At 71.6% G+C, this 19,701-nt stretch carries 13 protein-coding genes and 1 riboswitch; of the genes, 10 read left to right on the top strand and 3 right to left on the bottom strand.

The genetic code is table 11. The features are described 5' to 3' along the window. Nucleotides 1–159: 159 nt before the first annotated feature. The 3 genes from Scani_RS40645 (at nucleotide 160) to Scani_RS06510 (ending at nucleotide 8,300) form a co-directional block, all read left to right on the top strand. Nucleotides 160–6,495, top strand: a complete 6,336-nt coding sequence (locus tag Scani_RS40645; protein WP_308686554.1) for an Ig-like domain repeat protein — start codon at nucleotides 160–162, stop codon at nucleotides 6,493–6,495. A 192-nt stretch (nucleotides 6,496–6,687) separates the two neighbouring features. Then, on the top strand, nucleotides 6,688–7,095 hold the full coding sequence (locus Scani_RS06515) for a hypothetical protein (protein ID WP_159470887.1): 408 nt from the start codon (nucleotides 6,688–6,690) through the stop codon (nucleotides 7,093–7,095). 14 nt (nucleotides 7,096–7,109) lie between these two features. Continuing rightward, on the top strand, nucleotides 7,110–8,300 hold the full coding sequence (locus Scani_RS06510) for a glutathionylspermidine synthase family protein (protein ID WP_159470885.1): 1,191 nt from the start codon (nucleotides 7,110–7,112) through the stop codon (nucleotides 8,298–8,300). 38 nt (nucleotides 8,301–8,338) lie between these two features. Here Scani_RS06510 and rocD read toward each other — a convergent pair whose 3' ends face one another. Next, nucleotides 8,339–9,550, bottom strand: coding sequence for an ornithine--oxo-acid transaminase (rocD, locus tag Scani_RS06505; protein ID WP_159470883.1), 1,212 nt, complete (start codon nucleotides 9,548–9,550; stop codon nucleotides 8,339–8,341). A 129-nt stretch (nucleotides 9,551–9,679) separates the two neighbouring features. Further along, nucleotides 9,680–9,771, top strand: a riboswitch (ZMP/ZTP riboswitch). Between the two features lie 57 nt (nucleotides 9,772–9,828). Between rocD and glyA the strand changes: the two genes are divergently transcribed. Then, complete coding sequence (gene glyA, locus Scani_RS06500) at nucleotides 9,829–11,100, top strand: serine hydroxymethyltransferase (protein ID WP_159471807.1); 1,272 nt, start codon at nucleotides 9,829–9,831, stop codon at nucleotides 11,098–11,100. Nucleotides 11,101–11,130: 30 nt separating this feature from the next. Here the strand turns inward: glyA and Scani_RS06495 are convergent, their stop codons facing one another. After that, nucleotides 11,131–12,426, bottom strand: coding sequence for a cytochrome P450 family protein (locus tag Scani_RS06495; protein WP_159470881.1), 1,296 nt, complete (start codon nucleotides 12,424–12,426; stop codon nucleotides 11,131–11,133). A gap of 296 nt (nucleotides 12,427–12,722) precedes the next feature. Here Scani_RS06495 and trpS point away from each other — a divergent pair, with 296 nt between their 5' ends. From trpS to Scani_RS06480, 3 genes are all read left to right on the top strand, one after another. Next, nucleotides 12,723–13,733 (top strand): tryptophan--tRNA ligase, encoded by a 1,011-nt coding sequence (trpS, locus tag Scani_RS06490; protein ID WP_159471805.1) that lies wholly within the window; start codon nucleotides 12,723–12,725, stop codon nucleotides 13,731–13,733. A 203-nt stretch (nucleotides 13,734–13,936) separates the two neighbouring features. Then, on the top strand, nucleotides 13,937–14,521 hold the full coding sequence (locus Scani_RS06485) for a 2'-5' RNA ligase family protein (RefSeq protein WP_159470869.1): 585 nt from the start codon (nucleotides 13,937–13,939) through the stop codon (nucleotides 14,519–14,521). Between the two features lie 239 nt (nucleotides 14,522–14,760). Continuing rightward, nucleotides 14,761–15,759, top strand: coding sequence for a YihY/virulence factor BrkB family protein (locus tag Scani_RS06480; protein ID WP_159470867.1), 999 nt, complete (start codon nucleotides 14,761–14,763; stop codon nucleotides 15,757–15,759). 113 nt (nucleotides 15,760–15,872) lie between these two features. Here the strand turns inward: Scani_RS06480 and Scani_RS06475 are convergent, their stop codons facing one another. Continuing rightward, nucleotides 15,873–17,303: a D-alanyl-D-alanine carboxypeptidase family protein gene (locus tag Scani_RS06475; protein WP_246295515.1), complete on the bottom strand. Its 1,431-nt coding sequence runs from the start codon at nucleotides 17,301–17,303 to the stop codon at nucleotides 15,873–15,875. 10 nt (nucleotides 17,304–17,313) lie between these two features. Here Scani_RS06475 and Scani_RS06470 point away from each other — a divergent pair, with 10 nt between their 5' ends. The 3 genes from Scani_RS06470 (at nucleotide 17,314) to Scani_RS06460 (ending at nucleotide 19,658) form a co-directional block, all read left to right on the top strand. Beyond that, a complete protein-coding gene (locus Scani_RS06470; protein ID WP_159470862.1) occupies nucleotides 17,314–17,604 on the top strand; it encodes an SCO4848 family membrane protein in 291 nt (96 codons plus the stop codon). A gap of 22 nt (nucleotides 17,605–17,626) precedes the next feature. Continuing rightward, entirely contained in the window at nucleotides 17,627–19,075 is a 1,449-nt protein-coding gene (locus Scani_RS06465; protein ID WP_159470860.1) for a metallophosphoesterase, read from the top strand. A 271-nt stretch (nucleotides 19,076–19,346) separates the two neighbouring features. Then, a complete protein-coding gene (locus tag Scani_RS06460) occupies nucleotides 19,347–19,658 on the top strand; it encodes a hypothetical protein (RefSeq protein ID WP_159470858.1) in 312 nt (103 codons plus the stop codon). Nucleotides 19,659–19,701: the final 43 nt, after the last annotated feature.

The following is a 19,701-nucleotide window of genomic DNA, read 5'->3' as shown; positions in this document are numbered from 1 at the left end:
ACGCCCCGTACCGACCGCGGATCACCAGTGCCGACGCCCGTCACGTCCGCGCCCCGCAGCGCGCGCCGCGCGGCGCCGTGCGAGCCGCTGCACGCTGCGCCATTCAGGGTAAATGCGCGAAGCGGCTATGGCGCGGCGGCACGATCTGCGCGCCTACTGATGCTATCGATCGGCGGGTTGCCCACCTGGCGGAGGGCTCCGGTATGCAGACGCGAATCGCCGTCGCCTGTTGCTGCCGAGCTTGCTCCCCAGGATGATGCCCACTTCCCGCAGAACGTCATGCGCTACGGGGAGCTGAACGGCCCGCCACCATTCCATCTTTCGGAGGGCCATTCCATGGCACCCACCTTCACCTTGGCGTCCGCTTCACCCAATCCAGCAGTCTTCGGCCAACCGGTCACTCTGACCGCCACAGTCATCCCGCTGGGGTTGGGTACACCCACTGGCACCGTCACCTTCGTCGTCACCGGCGGGCCCACCGTGACGGGCACACTCGTGGGCGGCACGGCGACCGTCACCGTCAGCGGCATCAGCGTCGGCTTTCACACCATCACCGCGACGTACAACGGCAGTGCGCTCTTCTCGCCGTCGAGCGGCCTGACCTCCGTGACGGTGGTCAAGGCGTCGACGACCACGACCGTCACCTCGTCGCCGGACCCGTCGACCTTCGGGCAGCCGGTGTCCATCACCGCCACCGTCGCGCCGGTCGCGCCGGGTGCGGGTACGCCGACCGGCACGGTCACCTTCGTCATCGGCGGTGGCGGGGGCGGCACCCTGACGGGCACGCTCTCGGGCGGCACGGCGACCGTCACCACCAGCAGTCTCAGCGTCGGCACGCACTCCATCACCGCCACCTACAACGGCAATGCGCAGTTCAATCCGTCCTCCGGCACCGACACCCAGACCGTGACGGCGTCCCTGCTGCCGACCACCACCACCGTCACCTCGTCCCCCGACCCGTCGGTCTTCGGGCAGTCCGTGACCTTCACGGCGACGGTCGCGCCCGTCCCGCCCGGTTCGGGCACCCCGACCGGCACGGTGACCTTCGTGATCTCCGGCGGCCCCACGCTGACGGCCCCGCTCTCCGGCGGCACGGCGAGCGTCTCCACCAGCAGCCTCAGTGTGGGCTCCCACACCGTCACGGCGACCTACAGCGGCAGCGGCACCTTCGCCGGGTCGAGCGGCACCGACACCCAGACCGTCAACAAGGCCTCCACGACGACCACGGTGACCTCGGCGCCGGACCCGTCGGTGGTCGGTCAGCCGGTGACGTTCACGGCGACGGTGGCCCCGGTTCCGCCGGGCGCGGGTACGCCGACGGGCACGGTCACCTTCGTCATCAGTGGTGGTCCGACGCTGACCGGCACGCTCTCCGGGGGCACGGCGAGCGTCACCACCAGTGCGCTGTCGCCCGGGACGCACACGGTCACCGCGACCTACGGCGGCGACGGCAATTTCAACGGCTCCAGCGGCACCGACACCCAGACCGTCAACAAGGCCTCCACGACGACCACGGTGACCTCGGCGCCGGACCCGTCGGTGGTCGGTCAGCCGGTGACGTTCACGGCGACGGTGGCCCCGGTTCCGCCGGGCGCGGGTACGCCGACGGGCACGGTCACCTTCGTCATCAGTGGTGGTCCGACGCTGACCGGGACGCTTTCCGGGGGCACGGCGAGCGTCACCACCAGTGCGCTGTCGGCCGGTACGCATACGGTCACGGCGACGTACGGCGGCGACGGCAATTTCAACGGCTCCAGCGGTACGGACACCCAGACCGTCAACAAGGCCTCCACGACGACCACGGTGACCTCGGCGCCGGACCCGTCGGTGGTCGGTCAGCCGGTGACGTTCACGGCGACGGTGGCCCCGGTTCCGCCGGGCGCGGGTACGCCGACGGGCACGGTCACCTTCGTCATCAGTGGTGGTCCGACGCTGACCGGCACGCTCTCCGGGGGCACGGCGAGCGTCACCACCAGTGCGCTGTCGCCCGGGACGCACACGGTCACCGCGACCTACGGCGGCGACGGCAATTTCAACGGCTCCAGCGGCACCGACACCCAGACCGTCAACAAGGCCTCCACGACGACCACGGTGACCTCGGCGCCGGACCCGTCGGTGGTCGGTCAGCCGGTGACGTTCACGGCGACGGTGGCCCCGGTTCCGCCGGGCGCGGGTACGCCGACGGGCACGGTCACCTTCGTCATCAGTGGTGGTCCGACGCTGACCGGGACGCTTTCCGGGGGCACGGCGAGCGTCACCACCAGTGCGCTGTCGGCCGGTACGCATACGGTCACGGCGACGTACGGCGGTGACGCGAACTTCACGGGTTCCAGCGGTACGGACACCCAGACGGTCAACCAGGCCTCCACGACGACCACGGTGACCTCGGCGCCGGACCCGTCGGTGGTCGGTCAGCCGGTGACGTTCACGGCGACGGTGGCCCCGGTTCCGCCGGGCGCGGGTACGCCGACGGGCACGGTCACCTTCGTCATCAGTGGTGGTCCGACGCTGACCGGGACGCTTTCCGGGGGCACGGCGAGCGTCACCACCAGTGCGCTGTCGGCCGGTACGCATACGGTCACGGCGACGTACGGCGGTGACGCGAACTTCACGGGTTCCAGCGGTACGGACACCCAGACGGTCAACCAGGCGTCGACGACCACCACGGTCACCTCCTTCCCCGACCCGTCCGTGACGGGACAGACGGTCAACTTCACCGCCTTCGTCGGGCCGGTGTTCCCCGGCGGCGGCGTGCCGACCGGAACCGTCACCTTCGTCATCACCAACGGGGTCACGACCGTGACTCTCAGCGGCGCCCTCGACGGCTCCGGCGTCGCCACTGTCAGCACCAACGGGCTGGTCACGGCGGGGATTTACACCGTCACCGCGACCTATGGCGGCGACGCGAACTACACCGGCTCCAGTGACACCGACACCCAGACGGTCAACCAGGCGGCGACGACCACCACGGTCACGTCCTCGCCGGACCCGTCGGTGGTCGGTCAGCCGGTGACCTTCACGGCGACGGTCGCTCCGGTCGCACCGGGCGCGGGCACCCCGACCGGCACGGTCACCTTCGTCATCAGTGGTGGTCCGACGCTGACCGGCACCCTGGCCGGGGGCACGACGAGCGTCACCACCAGCGCACTGGGCGCCGGCACCCACACGGTCACGGCGACCTACAGCGGCGACGGCAACTTCAGCGGTTCGGTCGGTACGGACACGCAGACGGTGAATCAGGCGTCGACGACCACCACGGTGACGTCGGCTCCGGACCCGTCGGTCGTCGGTCAGCCGGTGACGTTCACGGCGACGGTCGCTCCGGTGGCGCCGGGTGCGGGTACGCCGACCGGCACGGTCACGTTTGTCATCAGCGGTGGCCCGACGTTGACCGGAACGTTGTCCGGGGGCACGGCGAGTGTCACGACGAGTGGCCTGAGCGTCGGCTCGCACACGGTCACGGCGACGTACGGCGGTGACGCGAATTTCACCACCTCCAGCGGCACGGACACCCAGACGGTCAACCAGGCGTCGACGACCACCACCGTCACGTCCTCGCCCGATCCCTCGGTCGTCGGTCAGCCGGTGACCTTCACGGCGACGGTCGCCCCGGTGGCGCCGGGTGCGGGTACGCCGACGGGCACGGTCACGTTCGTGGCGACGGACGGGGTCACCACGGTGACGCTGACGGGCACGCTCAGCGGCGGTACGACCAGCGTGACCACAAGTGGGCTGGTGACCGCGGGGACTTACACCGTCACGGCGACCTACAGCGGCGACGGCAACTTCAGCGGTTCGGTCGGTACGGACACGCAGACGGTGAATCAGGCGTCGACGACCACCACGGTCACGTCCTCGCCCGATCCCTCGGTCGTCGGTCAGCCGGTGACGTTCACGGCGACGGTGGCTCCGGTCGCGCCGGGTGCGGGCACGCCGACCGGCACGGTCACGTTTGTCATCAGCGGTGGCCCGACGTTGACCGGAACGTTGTCCGGGGGCACGGCGAGTGTCACGACGAGTGGCCTGAGCGTCGGCTCGCACACGGTCACGGCGACGTACGGCGGTGACGCGAATTTCACCACCTCCAGCGGGACCGACACCCAGACGGTCAACCAGGCCTCGACGACCACCACGGTCTCGTCGGCTCCGGACCCGTCGGTGGTCGGTCAGTCGGTGACCTTCACGGCGACGGTGGCTCCGGTGCCGCCGGGTGCGGGTACGCCGACCGGCACGGTCACGTTCGTGGCGACGGACGGGGTCACAACGGTGACGCTGACCGGGACGCTCAGCGGTGGCACCACCAGCGTGACCACCAATGGTCTGGTGACCGCGGGCACGTACGTGATCACGGCGACGTACAGCGGTGACGCCAACTTCACGGCCTCCAGCGGCACGGACACGCAGACGGTCGGGCAGGCGTCGACGACGACCACGGTGACGTCCTCGCCGGACCCGTCGGTGGTCGGTCAGTCGGTGACGTTCACAGCCACGGTGGCTCCGGTGGCGCCGGGTGCGGGTACGCCGACCGGCACGGTGACCTTCGTGGCCACCGACGGAGTGACCACGGTGACGCTGACCGGGACGCTCAGCGGTGGCACCACCAGCGTGACCACCAGCGGCCTGGTGACCGCGGGCGTGTACACGGTCACGGCGACCTACAGCGGTGACACCAACTTCACGGCCTCCACCGGCACGGACACGCAGACGGTCAACCAGGCGTCGACGACGACCACGGTCTCGTCGGCTCCGGACCCGTCGGTGGTCGGTCAGTCGGTGACCTTCACGGCGACGGTGGCTCCGGTGGCGCCGGGTGCGGGTACGCCGACCGGTACGGTGAACTTCGTGATCACCGATGGGGTCACCACGGTGACGCTCACCGGGACCTTGAGCGGCGGTACGACCAGCGTCAGCACCAGCGGCCTGGTGACCGCGGGCGTGTACACGGTCACGGCGACCTACAGCGGTAACGCCAACTTCAACGGCTCGGTGGGTACGGACACGCAGACGGTCAACCAGGCGTCGACGACGACCACGGTCTCGTCGGCTCCGGACCCGTCGGTGGTCGGTCAGTCGGTGACCTTCACGGCGACGGTGGCTCCGGTGGCGCCGGGTGCGGGTACGCCGACGGGCACGGTGAACTTCGTGATCACCGACGGGGTCACCACGGTGACGCTGACCGGCACCCTCAGCGGCGGTACGACCAGCGTGTCCACCAGCGGCCTGGTGACCGTGGGCACGTACTCCGTCACGGCGACCTACAGCGGTGACGCCAACTTCAACGGCTCGGTGGGTACGGACACCCAGACGGTCAACCAGGCCTCGACGACGACCACGGTCTCGTCGGCTCCGGACCCGTCGGTGGTCGGTCAGTCGGTGACCTTCACGGCGACGGTGGCTCCGGTGGCGCCGGGTGCGGGTACGCCGACGGGCACGGTGAACTTCGTGATCACCGACGGGGTCACCACGGTGACGCTGACCGGCACCCTCAGCGGCGGTACGACCAGCGTGTCCACCAGCGGCCTGGTGACCGTGGGCACGTACTCCGTCACGGCGACCTACAGCGGTGACACCAACTTCACGGCCTCCACCGGCACGGACACGCAGACGGTCGGCCAGGCGTCGACGACGACCACGGTCACGTCCTCGCCGGACCCGTCCGTGGTCGGCCAGTCGGTGACCTTCACGGCGACGGTGGCTCCGGTCGCACCGGGAACGGGTACGCCCACGGGCACGGTCACCTTCGTCATCACCGGCGGTCCGACGCTGACCGGCACCCTCTCCGGGGGGACGGCCAGCGTCACGACCAGCGCGCTGAACGCCGGTACCTTCCCCGTCACCGCGACGTACAGCGGTGACGCCAACTTCGCGGGCTCCAGTGGCACCGACACCCAGACGGTCGCCCAGGCGTCGACGACCACCACGGTCACCTCCTCGCCCGACCCGTCGGTCTTCGGGCAGGCGGTGACCTTCACCGCCACGGTGGCTCCGGTCTCGCCCGGCGCCGGCACGGTGACCGGATCAGTCGTCTTCGTCATCGGCGGTGGCGGGGGCGGCACGCTGACCGGCACCGTCTCCGGCGGCGTCGCCACCGTCACCACCAGCACACTCGACGCCGGTGTCCACAACGTCACCGCGACCTACAGCGGTGACGCCAACTTCGCCGGCTCCAGCGGCACGGACACCCAGACCGTGAGCCAGGCCTCCACGACCACCACGGCCACCTCGTTCCCCGACCCGTCCAACTCCGGCGACACGGTCGCGATCCTCGCGTTCGTCTCGGCGGTGGCGCCGGGCAGCGGCGTCCCGACCGGGACGGTCAGCTTCACCGTCACCGACGGCGTGACCACCATCAACCTCACCGGCACGCTCGACGGCGCCGGTGTCGCGGCGGTCAGCACCCCGCTGACCACCGGCAACTACGTCATCACGGCGACCTACGGCGGTGACACCAACTTCACCGGCTCCAGCGACACCGACACCCAGACCGTCGTGTAACCGTCCGTCCTCCTCCCGTACAGCGCACCAGCGCCGGGCCGCCCAGCGTGGGCGGCCCGGCGTCGTGCCGTGCCCCGCTGCCCGTGCGGGGCGGCGGACGGACATGAGCAGGTCACCTCCTTGCGCCGGGCCCACGGCGGCCGTCTACGCTGGCCCCCGCTCCAACAGACGTTCCACGGGGGAAGGCAGGACATGGCAGAGAAGGCACGTCGGCGGCTGCGGTCGAGCACGGTGATCCTGGGCGGCATGGGAGCCCTGGCCGCCGCATTGACGTCCTGCGGCTCCGAGCCCGACAAGCGCTGTGTGGACCGCAACAGCTACGACACCCTCAAGGGCTACCGCATCGTCGAGTCCAAGAACTGCTCGGCGGCCGGCAGTTCGTCCTCCGGGAGCGGCAGTTCCGGCTCCACCGGGAACGGCACGGCCGGCCGCGGTGGCGGGCTCGGCAAGAAGCCCGTCGACGGACAGTGGTACTACGACCCGGACAACGCCGGGGGCAAGTACGCCGACCAGGGCACCTTCAGCAAGACCACGGCCGTCAACCGCGGCGGCTTCGGCTGCTCCGGCTCGGGCGGCCGGCACGGCTCCTACGGCGGCTGAGCGGACCGGACGGCATGGAACGCCACACCATCGAGCCCCGCCCCGGCTGGCAGCAGACCGTCGAGGCGCAGGGCCTGATCTATCCGCTCACCCGCTACCCGGACGATTCGCTGCGCCCCTACTGGGACGAGAGCGCGTACTACTCCTTCACCCTCCCCGAGGTCGAGGCGCTGGAGGACGTCGTCGAGGAACTGCACGGCATGTGCCTGGCCGCGGCCGCGCACCTCGTCGAGCACGACCGCCTGGCCGACCTCGGCATCGAGGACCCACGCCTGGCGCGCCTGGTCGCCGAGTCCTGGCGCCGGCGCGAGGAACTCCCCTCCCTCTACGGGCGGTTCGATCTGCACTACGACGGCAGCGGCCCGGCCAAGATGCTGGAGTACAACGCCGATACGCCGACCTCGCTGGTCGAGGCGGCCAGTCCGCAGTGGTTCTGGATGGAGGAACGCTTCCCCGGCGCCGACCAGTGGAACTCGCTGCACGAGCGGCTGGTGGCGGCCTGGAAGCGGCAGGCCCCGCTGCTGCCGCCCGGCGCGCCGCTGCACTTCGCGCACTCGGCGGACGACGAGCTCGGCGAGGACCTGATGACCGTCGCCTACCTGGAGGAGACGGCGCAGCAGGCGGGCCTGGAGACGGTCACCATCTCGATGGAGGACATCGGCTGGGACCGGCTCTCCGGCCGCTTCGTCGACCAGCGGCTGCGCTTCATGCGGGCCTGCTTCAAGCTCTACCCGTGGGAGTGGCTGGCCACCGACGACTTCGGTCCGCACGTCCTGGACACGCTCGACAACGGCGGCGGTACCGGCTCCACCCTGTGGATCGAGCCCGCCTGGAAGATGCTGCTCTCCAACAAGGCACTGCTGGCGGTCCTGTGGGAGCTCTACCCCGGGCATCCGAATCTGCTGCCCGCCTACCTGGACGGACCGCGCGAGCTGGCGCACACCCGTGGCTACGTCGCCAAGCCGCTGCTCGGGCGGGAGGGCGCCGGGGTCACCCTGCACGAGCCGGGCGCCGAGCCGGTGCTGCGCGGGTCCGAGGACCCTTGCTGCTACCAGGAGTTGGCGCCGCTGCCGGACTTCGACGGCAACCGGGTGGTGCTCGGCGCCTGGGTCGTCGAGGACGAGCCGGCCGGGCTCGGCATCCGGGAATCGGCGGGGCCGGTCACCGACGAGTACGCCCGCTTCCTGCCGCATGTGATCCGCTGAGCGGGGGAGGGGGCGACGCCCCGCCCCCGCCCCCGGTCCTAGCCCTCCGCGCCCAGTACGCCCCGCAGCTGGTCGAGGCCCCAGTCCAGGTCCTCCTTGCTGATCACCAGCGGCGGCGCGAGCCGGATGGTGGCGCCATGGGTGTCCTTGACCAGCACCCCGCGCTCCATCAGTTGCTCGGAGATCTCCCGTCCGGTGCCGCGTGACGGGTTGATGTCCACACCCGCCCACAGCCCGCGCCCGCGCACCGCGTCCACTGCGCCGCCGCCCACCAGCAGCCCCAGCTCGCTGTGCAGATGCTCGCCGAGCTCCATGGCCTGCTGCTGGAACTCGCCGGTCCGCAGCATCGCCAGCACCTCCAGCGCCACCGCGCAGGCGAGCGGGTTCCCGCCGAAGGTCGACCCGTGCTCGCCCGGCGCGAACACGCCGAGCACCTCACGGGAGGACACCACCGCCGACACCGGCACCACCCCGCCGCCCAGCGCCTTGCCCAGCACATACATGTCGGGGACCACGCCCTCGTGCTCACAGGCGAAGGTCCGGCCGGTGCGGCCCAGCCCCGACTGGATCTCATCGGCGATGAACAGCACGTTCCGGCTGCGGGTCAGCTCCCGTACGCCCGCCAGATAGCCCGGCGGCGGCACCAGCACCCCCGCCTCGCCCTGGATCGGCTCCAGCAGCACCGCGACCGTGGTGTCGTCGAGGGCGGACTCCATCGCGGCCAGGTCGCCGTACGGGACGATCTCGAAGCCGGGGGTGTACGGGCCGAAGTCGGCGCGGGCCTCGGGGTCGGTGGAGAACGAGACGATGGTGGTCGTCCGGCCGTGGAAGTTGTGGTCCGCGACGACGATCTTCGCCCGGCCGTCCGGGACGCCCTTGACCTGGTAGCCCCACTTACGGGCCGTCTTCACCGCCGTCTCGACCGCCTCGGCGCCGGTGTTCATCGGGAGCACCAGCTCCATCCCGCACAGCTCGGCCAACTGCGTACAGAAGTCGGCGAACCGGTCGTGGTGGAAGGCGCGCGAGGTGAGGGTGACCCGTTCCAGCTGGGCCCTGGCCGCGTCGAGCAGCCGGCGGTTGCCGTGCCCGAAGTTCAGCGCGGAGTACCCGGCGAGCATGTCGAGGTAGCGCCGGCCCTCCACATCCGTCATCCAGGCGCCCTCGGCGGTGGCCACGACGACGGGCAGCGGGTGGTAGTTGTGCGCGCTGTGGGCTTCGGCGGCCGCGATGCCGCGTTCCGTGGACGTCACCGGTGACTCCGTTCGGTAGACCGTGCGGGGCGCGGACCTGCCGCGTCCCTCTCCATTGTTGCGCTCGCCCGGACGGCCCGGCCTGCGAAGATCCGCCGGACAGGGCCCCGGGGGTGTCCTAGACTCTGCGGTGCGCACCGCGACTGGCGTACGGGGAAGCAACCTCGAGGAAGCGGTGTGCGGCAACCACCACGAGGTGCCGCCCCGCCTGGGCACCCCGGGACCACGACCGGCAACACCGATCGACCGCCCCGGAGGACGCCATGTCACAGCCCCGCATGTCCCAGTCCCTTCCGCATCCCGCGCTGAGCGCCGCCGACCCCGAACTGGCCGCACTGGTCGGCGCCGAGGAGCAGCTCCAGGCCGACACGCTGCGCCTGATCCCCAGCGAGAACTACGTCTCGGCCGCCGTCCTGGAAGCCACCGGCACCGTCCTGCAGAACAAGTACAGCGAGGGGTACGCGGGCCGTCGCTACTACGAAGGCCAGCAGAACATCGACCGGGTCGAGACGCTGGCCGTCGAGCGGGCCAAGGCCGTCTTCGGCGTGGAACACGCCAACGTCCAGCCGTACTCCGGATCGCCCGCCAACCTCGCCGCCTACCTCGCCTTCGCCGAGCCCGGCGACACCGTGCTGGGGATGGCGCTGCCGATGGGCGGCCACCTCACGCACGGCTGGGGCGTGTCGGCCACCGGCACCTGGTTCCGCGGCGTGCAGTACGGCGTACGTCCCGACACCGCGCTGATCGACTTCGACGAGGTGCGCGACCTCGCCCGCAAGGAACGCCCGAAGATCATCTTCTGTGGCGGCACCGCCGTCCCGCGCACCATCGACTTCGCCGCGTTCGGCGAGATCGCCCGGGAGGTCGACGCCGTCCTGGTCGCCGACATCGCCCATATCGCGGGCCTGATCGCGGGCGGCGCCCACCCGTCGCCGGTGCCGCACGCGGACGTCATCTCCACCACCACCCACAAGACCCTGCGCGGCCCGCGCGGCGCCATGCTGATGTCCCGGGCGAGCCACGCCAAGGCCGTCGACAAGGCCGTCTTCCCCGGTCTGCAGGGCGGTCCGCACAACCACACCACCGCCGCCATCGCGGTCGCCCTGCGCGAGGCGGCCGCCCCGTCCTTCCGCGACTACGCGCACGCCGTCGTCGCCAACGCCAAGGCGCTCGCCGAGGCGCTGCTGGGCCGCGGCTACGACCTGGTCTCCGGCGGCACCGACAACCACCTGGTGCTGATCGACCTCACCTCGAAGGACGTGCCGGGCAAGGCCGCCGCGAAGGCACTGGACCGGGCCGGCATCGTCGTCAACTACAACACCGTCCCCTTCGACCCCCGTAAGCCCTTCGACCCCTCCGGTATCCGCATCGGCACCCCGTCCCTCACCTCCCGCGGGCTGGGCACGGACCGGATGCCGCTGGTCGCCGAGTGGATCGACCGCAGCGTCCAGGCGGCGGCGAAGGGCGACGAGGAGGCCCTCACGGTGATCCGCGGCGAGGTCGCGGAGCTGATGGCCGGCTACCCGGCGCCGGGCCTGCCGACGGCCTGACGCCGCCGCGCCCCCGGCCCCCCGCCCGGCTCACCGGCCCGTGACGCAGCCGGTGAGCCGGACCGGCAGGACATGGGTGCTGTTGCCGATGAAGCTCGGGTGCGGCGGCAGCTCCGGGTCCGGGACGGCGAGGTCCAGCCCCGGATAGCGGGCGAAGAGCGCCTCCAGGGCGACGGTCGCCTCCAGCCGGGCCAGCGGCGCGCCCAGACAGTAGTGCGGCCCGTGGCCGAAGGAGAGGTGCCGGGCGGCTGGCCGCCGGGTGACGTCGAACCGGTCCGCGTCGGGGCCGTGGGCGTCCGGGTCCCGGCCGGCCGCGGAGTACGAGGCCAGCATCGGTGTGCCGCGCGGGACGAGCGTGCCGCCGATCTCCAGGTCCCGGACCGGGTAGCGGAACGGGAAGTGGGTGACGGGACTGTCGTAGCGCAGCGTCTCCTCGACCACGTCGTCCCAGGTGGCCCGCCCGTTCCGCACCAGCTCCAGTTGCCCGCGGTCGGTGCACAGGGCCCGGACCGCGTTGGTGATCAGGTTGAGCGTGGTCTCGTGCCCGGCAACGATCATCAGCAGCAGGGTGCCGACCAGTTCCCGGGCGCTCAGCCGGCCGCCGTCCTCCTCCTGGGCGGCGAGCAGCGCGCTGGTCAGATCGTCGCCCGGGTCCGCCCGCCGGGCCTCGGCGACGGCGGTGAGGAGCGCGGTGATCTCACGGTTGGCGGACAGCACCTCGGCCGCGGTGCCGTTCGCGCCCACGATCAGGTTCGACAGCTCGTGCAGCCGGTCGCGCAACGCGGCGTCCACACCCAGCAGTTCGCAGATCACCCCCATCGGCAGCGGATAGGCGAAGTGCCGGCGCAGATCCACCGTGCCGTCGGCCGCGGCGGCCGCGGGCAGCCCGTCCAGCAGTCCGGCCGTCAGCTCCACCACCCGGGGCCGCAGCGCCGCCACCCGCCGCGCGGTGAACACCTGGGTCACCAGGCCGCGCAGCCGCCGGTGGTCGGCCCCGTCGGCCGTGGTCATCCCGTCGACGGTGGCGAAGATGGTCAGCGGCCAGCCGGGCGGCACGGTGCCGTCGTGCAGGGCGGTGAAGTGGCGGGCGTTCTTGGCGACTTCGGGGTGGGCGAGCACCTCGCGCAGCGCCTCGTGGCGGGTGACGGCGACCGCGGGCACCTCCCCGGGCAGCAGGACGGGGACCACCGCCCCCTCCGCCCGCAGCTGCGCATCGGCCGCGGCCCGGCCGGCGCCGCCGGGGCCGAGCCGGTGCGGCGCCCGGTCGGATCGTGCGGGGCAGGCGGCGGCGCCGGACGGGGGCACGGGGCGGGGGGCGTCGGTCATCGGCGGTCCTCACAGATCGGGGCGGAAGATCCGGGGCGTGCACAGGCCCGCACGGCGCGGGCCACGACTTCACGGCCCACGATTCCAGCTCCCCACCGCCCCGAACAGGCCGCCGCCGGGCCGCCCCAGGGCCGCTCCCGCACCGCCCGAGGGCCTTCCGTGCGGCGGAACCACGGCCGCGTCGCCGCTTGCGCCACCATGCGCCTCCGTCCCCTGGCGGACCTGAGACAATCGGTGGCATGGCTCTCGATCGCCCGTCCGTCGCCCACCACCACGCTCAGGGGAATGGCTCCGCCATGCAGCATCGTCCGCGTGTGCTCTCCGGTATCCAGCCCACCGCCGGCTCCTTCCACCTCGGCAACTACCTCGGCGCGGTACGCCAGTGGGTGGCGATGCAGGAGTCCCACGATGCCTTCTACATGGTGGTCGACCTGCACGCGATCACGGTCCCGCAGGACCCGGCGGAGCTGCGCCGCAACACCCGGATCGCGGCCGCCCAGCTGCTGGCCGCGGGCCTCGACCCGGAGCGCTGCACCCTCTTCGTCCAGAGCCATGTGCCCGAGCACGCCCAGCTCGGCTGGGTCATGAACTGCGTGACCGGCTTCGGCGAGGCGTCGCGGATGACCCAGTTCAAGGACAAGTCGGCCAAGCAGGGCGCGGACAGCACGACGGTGGGCCTGTTCACCTACCCCGTGCTGATGGTCGCCGACATCCTCCTCTACCAGGCCGACCAGGTCCCGGTCGGCGAGGACCAGCGCCAGCACCTGGAGCTGACCCGCGACCTCGCGGACCGCTTCAACACCCGCTTCGGCGACACCTTCACGATCCCGAACGCGCACATCGTCAAGGAGACGGCGAAGATCTTCGATCTTCAGGACCCGTCGGTCAAGATGAGCAAGTCCGCCTCCTCGCCCAAGGGCATCGTCGACCTCCTCGACGACCCCAAGGTCACCGCGAAGAAGGTCAAGAGCGCGGTGACCGACACCGACACGGTCATCCGTTTCGACCGCGAGGCCAAGCCCGGCGTCAGCAACCTCCTGACGATCCTCTCCACGCTCACCGGCACCTCCGTGCCGGACCTGGAGACGTCGTACGAGGGCAAGATGTACGGCGCACTCAAGACGGATCTCGCCGAGGTGATGGTCGATTTCGTCACACCGTTCCGCAACCGTACGCAGGAATACCTCGACGACCCCGAGACGTTGGACGCCCTCCTCGCCAAGGGTGCGGAGAAGGCCCGCGCGGTGGCCGCCGAGACCCTCGCCACCACCTATGACCGGCTCGGATTGCTGCCGGCCAAGCACTGACGGGACCGTCCGCGCACGGCCCGGAGCACCCGTACGGCGGGCCGCTCCGGGCCGCGCGGACCGCAGGAGCCGGTGCCCCTGATACCTGGGGGCTCCTGTCCCTGCTCACAAGACGACCGAGGACGCTCCCCGCGAAGGGCGCGCACCCGGCACACTAAGAGGGTGCGCGAGCACGCCGCACACACGTCAGGAGGGAGAACGCAGTGGGGACCGTAACGCTGGGCGTTTCGATCGCGGTCCCGGAGCCGTACGGCGTCTTCCTCCAGAGGAAGCGCGAAGGCTTCGGGGACCCCGCCGCACCCGGCATCCCCACGCATATCACCCTCCTCCCGCCGACGGAGGTCCGCGCCGAGGCGCTGCCCGCCATCGAACGCCACCTCGCCGACGTCGCGGCCGGCTGCCGCCCCTTCCCGCTGCGCCTGGAGGGCACCGGCACCTTCCGGCCGCTCTCCCCGGTCGTCTACGTCAAGGTCACCGAGGGCGTGGCGGGCTGCACGGCCCTCCAGGCCCGGATCCGCGCCGCCTCCGGCCCCTGCGCGCGGGAGCTGCAGTTCCCGTACCACCCGCATGTGACGGTCGCCCACGGCATCGACGAGGAGTCCATGGACCGCGCCCAGGCCGGGCTCCGGGACTTCTGCGCGACCTGGACGATAAGCGGTTTCGCGCTCTACGAGCAGGGACCGGACGCGGTGTGGCGGCTGGAGCGGGAGTACCCCTTCGGCCCGCAGACGGCCGGTGTCCCGCGCCAGGCCGTCGACCTCTCCCGGCCGCCGGCGCCGTCCTGCTGATCGCCGCCGCCCGCCCGTAGAGCGGTAGCGGGCGGTCCCGCCGCACGCGGCCCGTTCCGCCGTACGCCCCTCCTCCGCGCCGCTCTCCTCCGGCGCAGGGCGCCCCCGTACCCGCAGGCCGGGACGGCTAGGGCGCGTCTTGAGAATCGGTCCGGGCAGCCTGCCTAACATCCTGCACAGACCGGCGGGCAGAAGGGCACGAGGGCAACGGACGCCTTGGACCGCACGAGGGGAACGCCATGGACTGGTTGAGCAAACTGCCGGTGATCGGACCGGCCGTCAGCTGGCTGATGACCACGCACCTCTGGCGTGCCTACGAACGGATGCTCCGGGTGCACTGGACCCGGCTCGCCGCCGCGATCACCTTCACCAGCTTCGTCGCGCTCTTCCCGCTGCTCACCGTCGCCGCCGCGATCGGCGCCGCGCTGCTCAGCGACGACCGGCTGCACGCGCTGGAAGGCAAGATCGCCGAGCAGCTCCCCGGCATCTCGGGGCAGCTCGACATCGCCGCACTCGTCGACAACGCCACCACCATCGGCCTGGTCGCCGGCGCCGCGCTGCTGCTCACCGGCATCGGCTGGGTCGAGTCGCTGCGCGACTGTCTGCGTGCCGTATGGGAGAAGGACAACGAGAAGACCAACTTCTTCCTCGGCAAGCTCCGGGACGGCGTCCTGCTGCTCGGGGTCGGCGGGGTCGCCGTGCTCTCCCTGGCCTGCTCGACCTTCGCCTCCGCCGCGGTGGGCAAGGTGGCCGAGGCGACCGGCCTTCCGGAGAACGGCATCGGCAGCGTCCTGCTCTCGGTCGCCGGATTCGTCATCGCCGTCCTCGCGGACTTCCTGCTGCTCGCCTACATACTGACCAGGCTCCCCGGCGTCCATCCGCCGCGCCGCGCCGTCGTGATCGCCGGCCTCCTCGGCGCGATCGGCTTCGAACTCCTGAAGCTGCTGCTCAGCGGCTATCTCCAGGGCGTCGCCTCGCGGAGCATGTACGGCGCCTTCGGCACCCCCATCGCGCTCCTGCTGTGGATCAACTTCACCGCGAAGCTGCTGGTCTACTGCGCTTCCTGGACGGCCACGGAGGGGGAGGAGCACGCCGAGGACCACGAGCTCAAGGAGCCGGACGGGCCGGAGCGGCCGGAAGGACGGGAGGTGCCGGACGGGCCGGAGGGGCGGGAGGAACCGGCGCGGCCGGAGGGGCCTGGGCGGCCGGAGGAGCCGGGGCGGCCGCGGGCGGCCTGACGCCGTCCGTCTTCGCGCCATCCGCGCACCATCCGCGGATGGCCCTCGCCCGCTGCCGCCCCCGGGTCACCCCCAGCTCGCCCTCTCGACTCACCCCCCGGCTCACCCCCGGCTCACTTCCGGGGCTCACGCCCCCGCATCCGCTCGGGCAGCGTCCGGCGTCGGTGCACGGCGAACGCCACGACGCCCAGCAGCGCCAGCACCGCGCTGCCGATGCCCACCGCGGTCCAGGCGCCCGCGCCGCCGGTGCTGTTCAGGGCGGCCTGGGTGCTCTTGTCCGCGTCCTTGCCCTTGCCCTTGGCGCTCACGGCGCCGGTGCCGTCGTCCTCGCTCCGCGGGCCGACGAGCCGGCCGACCGGCTCGACCTTGTCGGCCGCCGCGAAGCCCCAGTCGAAGAGCTTGGCGGCCTCCCGGTAGGCCTCGTTGTGCTCCTTCTTCTGCGGGTTCATGACCGTGACGAGGAGCTTGCGGCCGCCGCGCTGGGCGACACCGGTGAAGGTCGACCCCGCGTTGGTCGTCGAGCCGTTCTTCACCCCCGCGATGCCCGGGTACGGCTTGATGTCGTAATCGCCGCTGAGCAGCCGGTTGGTGTTCTGGATGCCGAACGACGCGCGCTTGCCGCCCTTGGCCTCCTCGCCGGGGAACTGCGCACTGGCCGTCGAGCAGTACTCGCGGAAGTCGGCGTTCTGCAGCCCCGACCGGGCGAACAGGCTCAGGTCGTACGCGCTGGAGACCTGACCCGGCGCGTCATAGCCGTCCGGGGTCACCACATGGGTGTCGTTGGCGTTGAGTTCCTTCGCGTGCTGCTGCATCTGCGCGACGGTGGCCTTCGTGCCGCCGTTCATCGCCGAGAGCGTGTGCACCGCGTCGTTGCCGGACCGCAGGAAGACACCCAGCCACAGGTCGTGGACCGTATAGCTCAGGTTCTCCTTTATCCCCACGAGGCTGCTGCCGGCGCCCATCCCCGCCAGGTCGGCGGGCTTGACCGTGTGCTTCTGGTCCTTGGGGAACTTCGGCAGCACCGTGTCGGCGAACAGCATCTTCAGCGTGCTGGCGGGCGCCAGCCGCCAGTGCGGGTTCTTGGCGGCCAGCACCTTGCCGGACGCGGCGTCGGACACGATCCACGAGCGCGCGGTGAGCTGGTCGGGACCCGGCAGCTTCGGGGCGCCGGGCTTCGGCGCCACCTGGACGCCGGGCGTGCCCAGCCGGTCCCCGCCGATCTGCGACATCTTCGACGGCGGCGCGGGGGCCTTGGGATCGGCGTGTGCGGTGCCGGCCAGCAGCGGGGAGGCCAGCAGCCCGGAGGCGGCCAGCGCGGCGGCGGTGCGCAGGGGAAAGCCGGTGCGCGCCGCGGGGCCGGGCGCGGTCGGGGCGGTCGAGGCGGCCGGGTCAGCCGATGCGGCCGGGGCGGCCGGGTCGGTGGAAGCCGTGGAAGCACAGAAGGTCGTCGGCACGTCGGTGAACGTACCCGCCTTTGCCCCGGGCGCCGACAGCACCCCACGGAAGAGTGCCCCTGCCGACCGCCGGATGGAGCCGCTGCCCATACTGGGATGTATGAAGCTCTCTCGCCCCGTGTCCTGGTTCCTGCTCGCCTTCGGGGTGTGGAGCTGGTTCATCTGGATCACTTTCGTCAAAAACCTCTCGAAGGACGGGAGCGGTCTCGCCTTCGACGCTGCCGGTGACCCGACTGCCTACTTCTGGGTCCATCTGCTGCTCGCGGTGGCTTCCTTTCTCTTGGGGACGGTGATCGGCGTGATCGGGTTCCGTGGCGTACGGGCCCTGCGCCGCGAGGCCGCACACGACACGTCCGACCGGCCCACCGCCCCCTCCTCGTCCGCCTCCTGAACCACGGGCACGGGGAGACGCCGTGATCTTCGCCCTGATCGTGGTCCCGGTCCTCGGACTGTTCTTCGGCGTGCACCGCTACCTGTGGTGCCGGCTCGTCCGCGACACCACCACGCCCGGCGGCCGGCCGCGCCGTGCGGGCACCGCCGCCGCCTTCGTCCTCCCCCTGACCGCCCTCGCCGCCCTGCTGGCCGGCCGGGCCGGCGCCCCCTTCCCCCTCCAGCAGGTACTGGCCTGGCCCGGCTACCTCTGGCTGGCCCTGGTGCTCTATCTCACACTGGCGCTGCTGGTGGGCGAGGTGGTCCGAGCGGTGGGTCTCCGGGTACTCCGCGACCGCGAACCGGACGGAGCGCCACCGCCGGCCGCCGGGACGCCGTCGCGCGACGGGAGGTCACCAGGCGCCGGGACGACGTCGGGCGAGGAGAGATCGCCGGCCGCCGGGACGCCGTCGGGCGACGGGAGGTCACCGGCCGCCGGGACGCCCTCGCCCGAGGGGAGATCGCCGGCCGCCGGGACGCCGACGTCCGCGTCCGCGTCCCCGGCCCAGGCCCCCGCACCCTCCTCGGACCCGCCCCGCCCCCCGGCCCCCTCCTCGGCGCCCACGCTCCTCCCGCCCCACACCTCCGCCCTGCCGCCGCTCGCCGTGCCGCCCCGCCGGCTCTTCCTCGCCCGGGCGGTCGCCGCCGGCGCCTCCCTCGCCGCCACGGCCGCCGTCGGCTACGGCACCGCGACCACCCTCCGAGGTCCGGTCGTGAAGCGCGTCACCGTGCCCCTGGCCAAACTGCCGCGCGCCGCCCACGGCTTCCGGATCGCCGTCGTCAGCGATATCCACCTGGGCCCGATCCTCGGCCGCGCCCACACCCGGCGGGTCGTCGAGACCATCAACCGCACCGACCCCGACCTGGTGGCCATCGTCGGCGACCTGGTCGACGGAAGCGTCGCCGACCTCGCCCCGGCCGCCGAACCGCTGCGCGGCCTGCGCTCCCGGCACGGCGCCTACTTCGTCACCGGCAACCACGAGTACTACTCGGGCGCCGACTCCTGGGTCGACCACGTAAGGGAGTTGGGCATCCACCCGCTGGAGAACGCCCGCACCGAACTCCCCGGCTTCGACCTCGCCGGCGTCAACGACGTCACGGGCCAGACCGAACACGCGGGCCCGGACTACGACCTGACCCTGAGCGGCCGGGACCCGTCCCGCGCCGTCGTCCTGATGGCCCACCAGCCGGTCACCATCCACGACACGGTCCGGTTCGGCGTCGACCTCCAGCTCTCCGGCCATACCCACGGCGGCCAGATGTGGCCCTTCACCTACATCGCCGCCGCCACCAACCCCACCGTCGCCGGCCTGGAGCGCTACGGCGACACCCAGCTCTACGTCACCCGCGGCGCAGGCGCCTGGGGCCCGCCGGTACGGCTGGGGGCTCCGCCGGATGTCACGGTCGTCGAACTTGCCTCGAAGCGGGCATAGTTCGGTGGCCCCCGGGGGCGTCAGAAGGGCGATCCGGAACGGGAGTCGGCTGCCGTTCGGGAATTGGATAACGGACTGTCCACAAAGTGCGGTCGCATTCCGCCCGGAATCGGACAGATCATGACTTACGATCTTGCTATTTTGCTCGCCAACTCCTTAACCTTTATTGACTTTACGCTGCCCGTCGGCCGTCGCCGTGGCGGCGCCGGAACAGTCGGCGCGAGTGGGGTGGCGGGTCCGGCCGGGTGTGCGCATAACGGGGAGAGTGGTCATGGGCAAGCACTTCAAGGTTGATCTCGACGAGCTGGATGGCGTCGTACGTCAACTCAGGCACCTTCAGGGCGATATGGCGGAAACCAGCCAGAAGGTCGAGTACGGCACGAACGTCCCGAAGTCGGCTTTCGGCATCAACTTCGGCGAAGCGGAGGAAGTCTCCCACGCCCATGACCGCATGCAGACGTATCTGAAGGACGTCGTCAAGGCACTCCACGACCTCACCCATGAGTTCGGCGAGAAGACAGAGGCGAGCCGCGGTGCCTACGAGGACCAGGAGCACGAGACCAAGGTCTCGATGAACGGCTGACCTCCACGGCGGCGCAGGGATGAGGACGAGAGGGATGACGATG

Origin of the sequence: Streptomyces caniferus (genome assembly GCF_009811555.1) — a bacterium.
In the GTDB taxonomy this organism is placed as follows: Bacteria; Actinomycetota; Actinomycetes; order Streptomycetales; family Streptomycetaceae; genus Streptomyces; species Streptomyces caniferus.
This window is presented reverse-complemented; position numbering and strand designations above follow the sequence as displayed.

Bases quoted from the DNA above. Each gene is read 5' to 3' on its own strand.
- Scani_RS40645 (WP_308686554.1), top strand. From the start codon at position 160: ATGCTATCGATCGGCGGGTTGCCCACCTGGCGGAGGGCTCCGGTATGC.
- Scani_RS06515 (WP_159470887.1), top strand. From the start codon at position 6,688: ATGGCAGAGAAGGCACGTCGGCGGCTGCGGTCGAGCACGGTGATCCTG.
- Scani_RS06510 (WP_159470885.1), top strand. From the start codon at position 7,110: ATGGAACGCCACACCATCGAGCCCCGCCCCGGCTGGCAGCAGACCGTC.
- glyA (WP_159471807.1), top strand. From the start codon at position 9,829: ATGTCCCAGTCCCTTCCGCATCCCGCGCTGAGCGCCGCCGACCCCGAA.
- Scani_RS06495 (WP_159470881.1), bottom strand. From the start codon at position 12,426: ATGACCGACGCCCCCCGCCCCGTGCCCCCGTCCGGCGCCGCCGCCTGC.
- trpS (WP_159471805.1), top strand. From the start codon at position 12,723: ATGCAGCATCGTCCGCGTGTGCTCTCCGGTATCCAGCCCACCGCCGGC.
- Scani_RS06480 (WP_159470867.1), top strand. From the start codon at position 14,761: ATGGACTGGTTGAGCAAACTGCCGGTGATCGGACCGGCCGTCAGCTGG.
- Scani_RS06475 (WP_246295515.1), bottom strand. From the start codon at position 17,303: ATGGGCAGCGGCTCCATCCGGCGGTCGGCAGGGGCACTCTTCCGTGGG.
- Scani_RS06470 (WP_159470862.1), top strand. From the start codon at position 17,314: ATGAAGCTCTCTCGCCCCGTGTCCTGGTTCCTGCTCGCCTTCGGGGTG.
- Scani_RS06460 (WP_159470858.1), top strand. From the start codon at position 19,347: ATGGGCAAGCACTTCAAGGTTGATCTCGACGAGCTGGATGGCGTCGTA.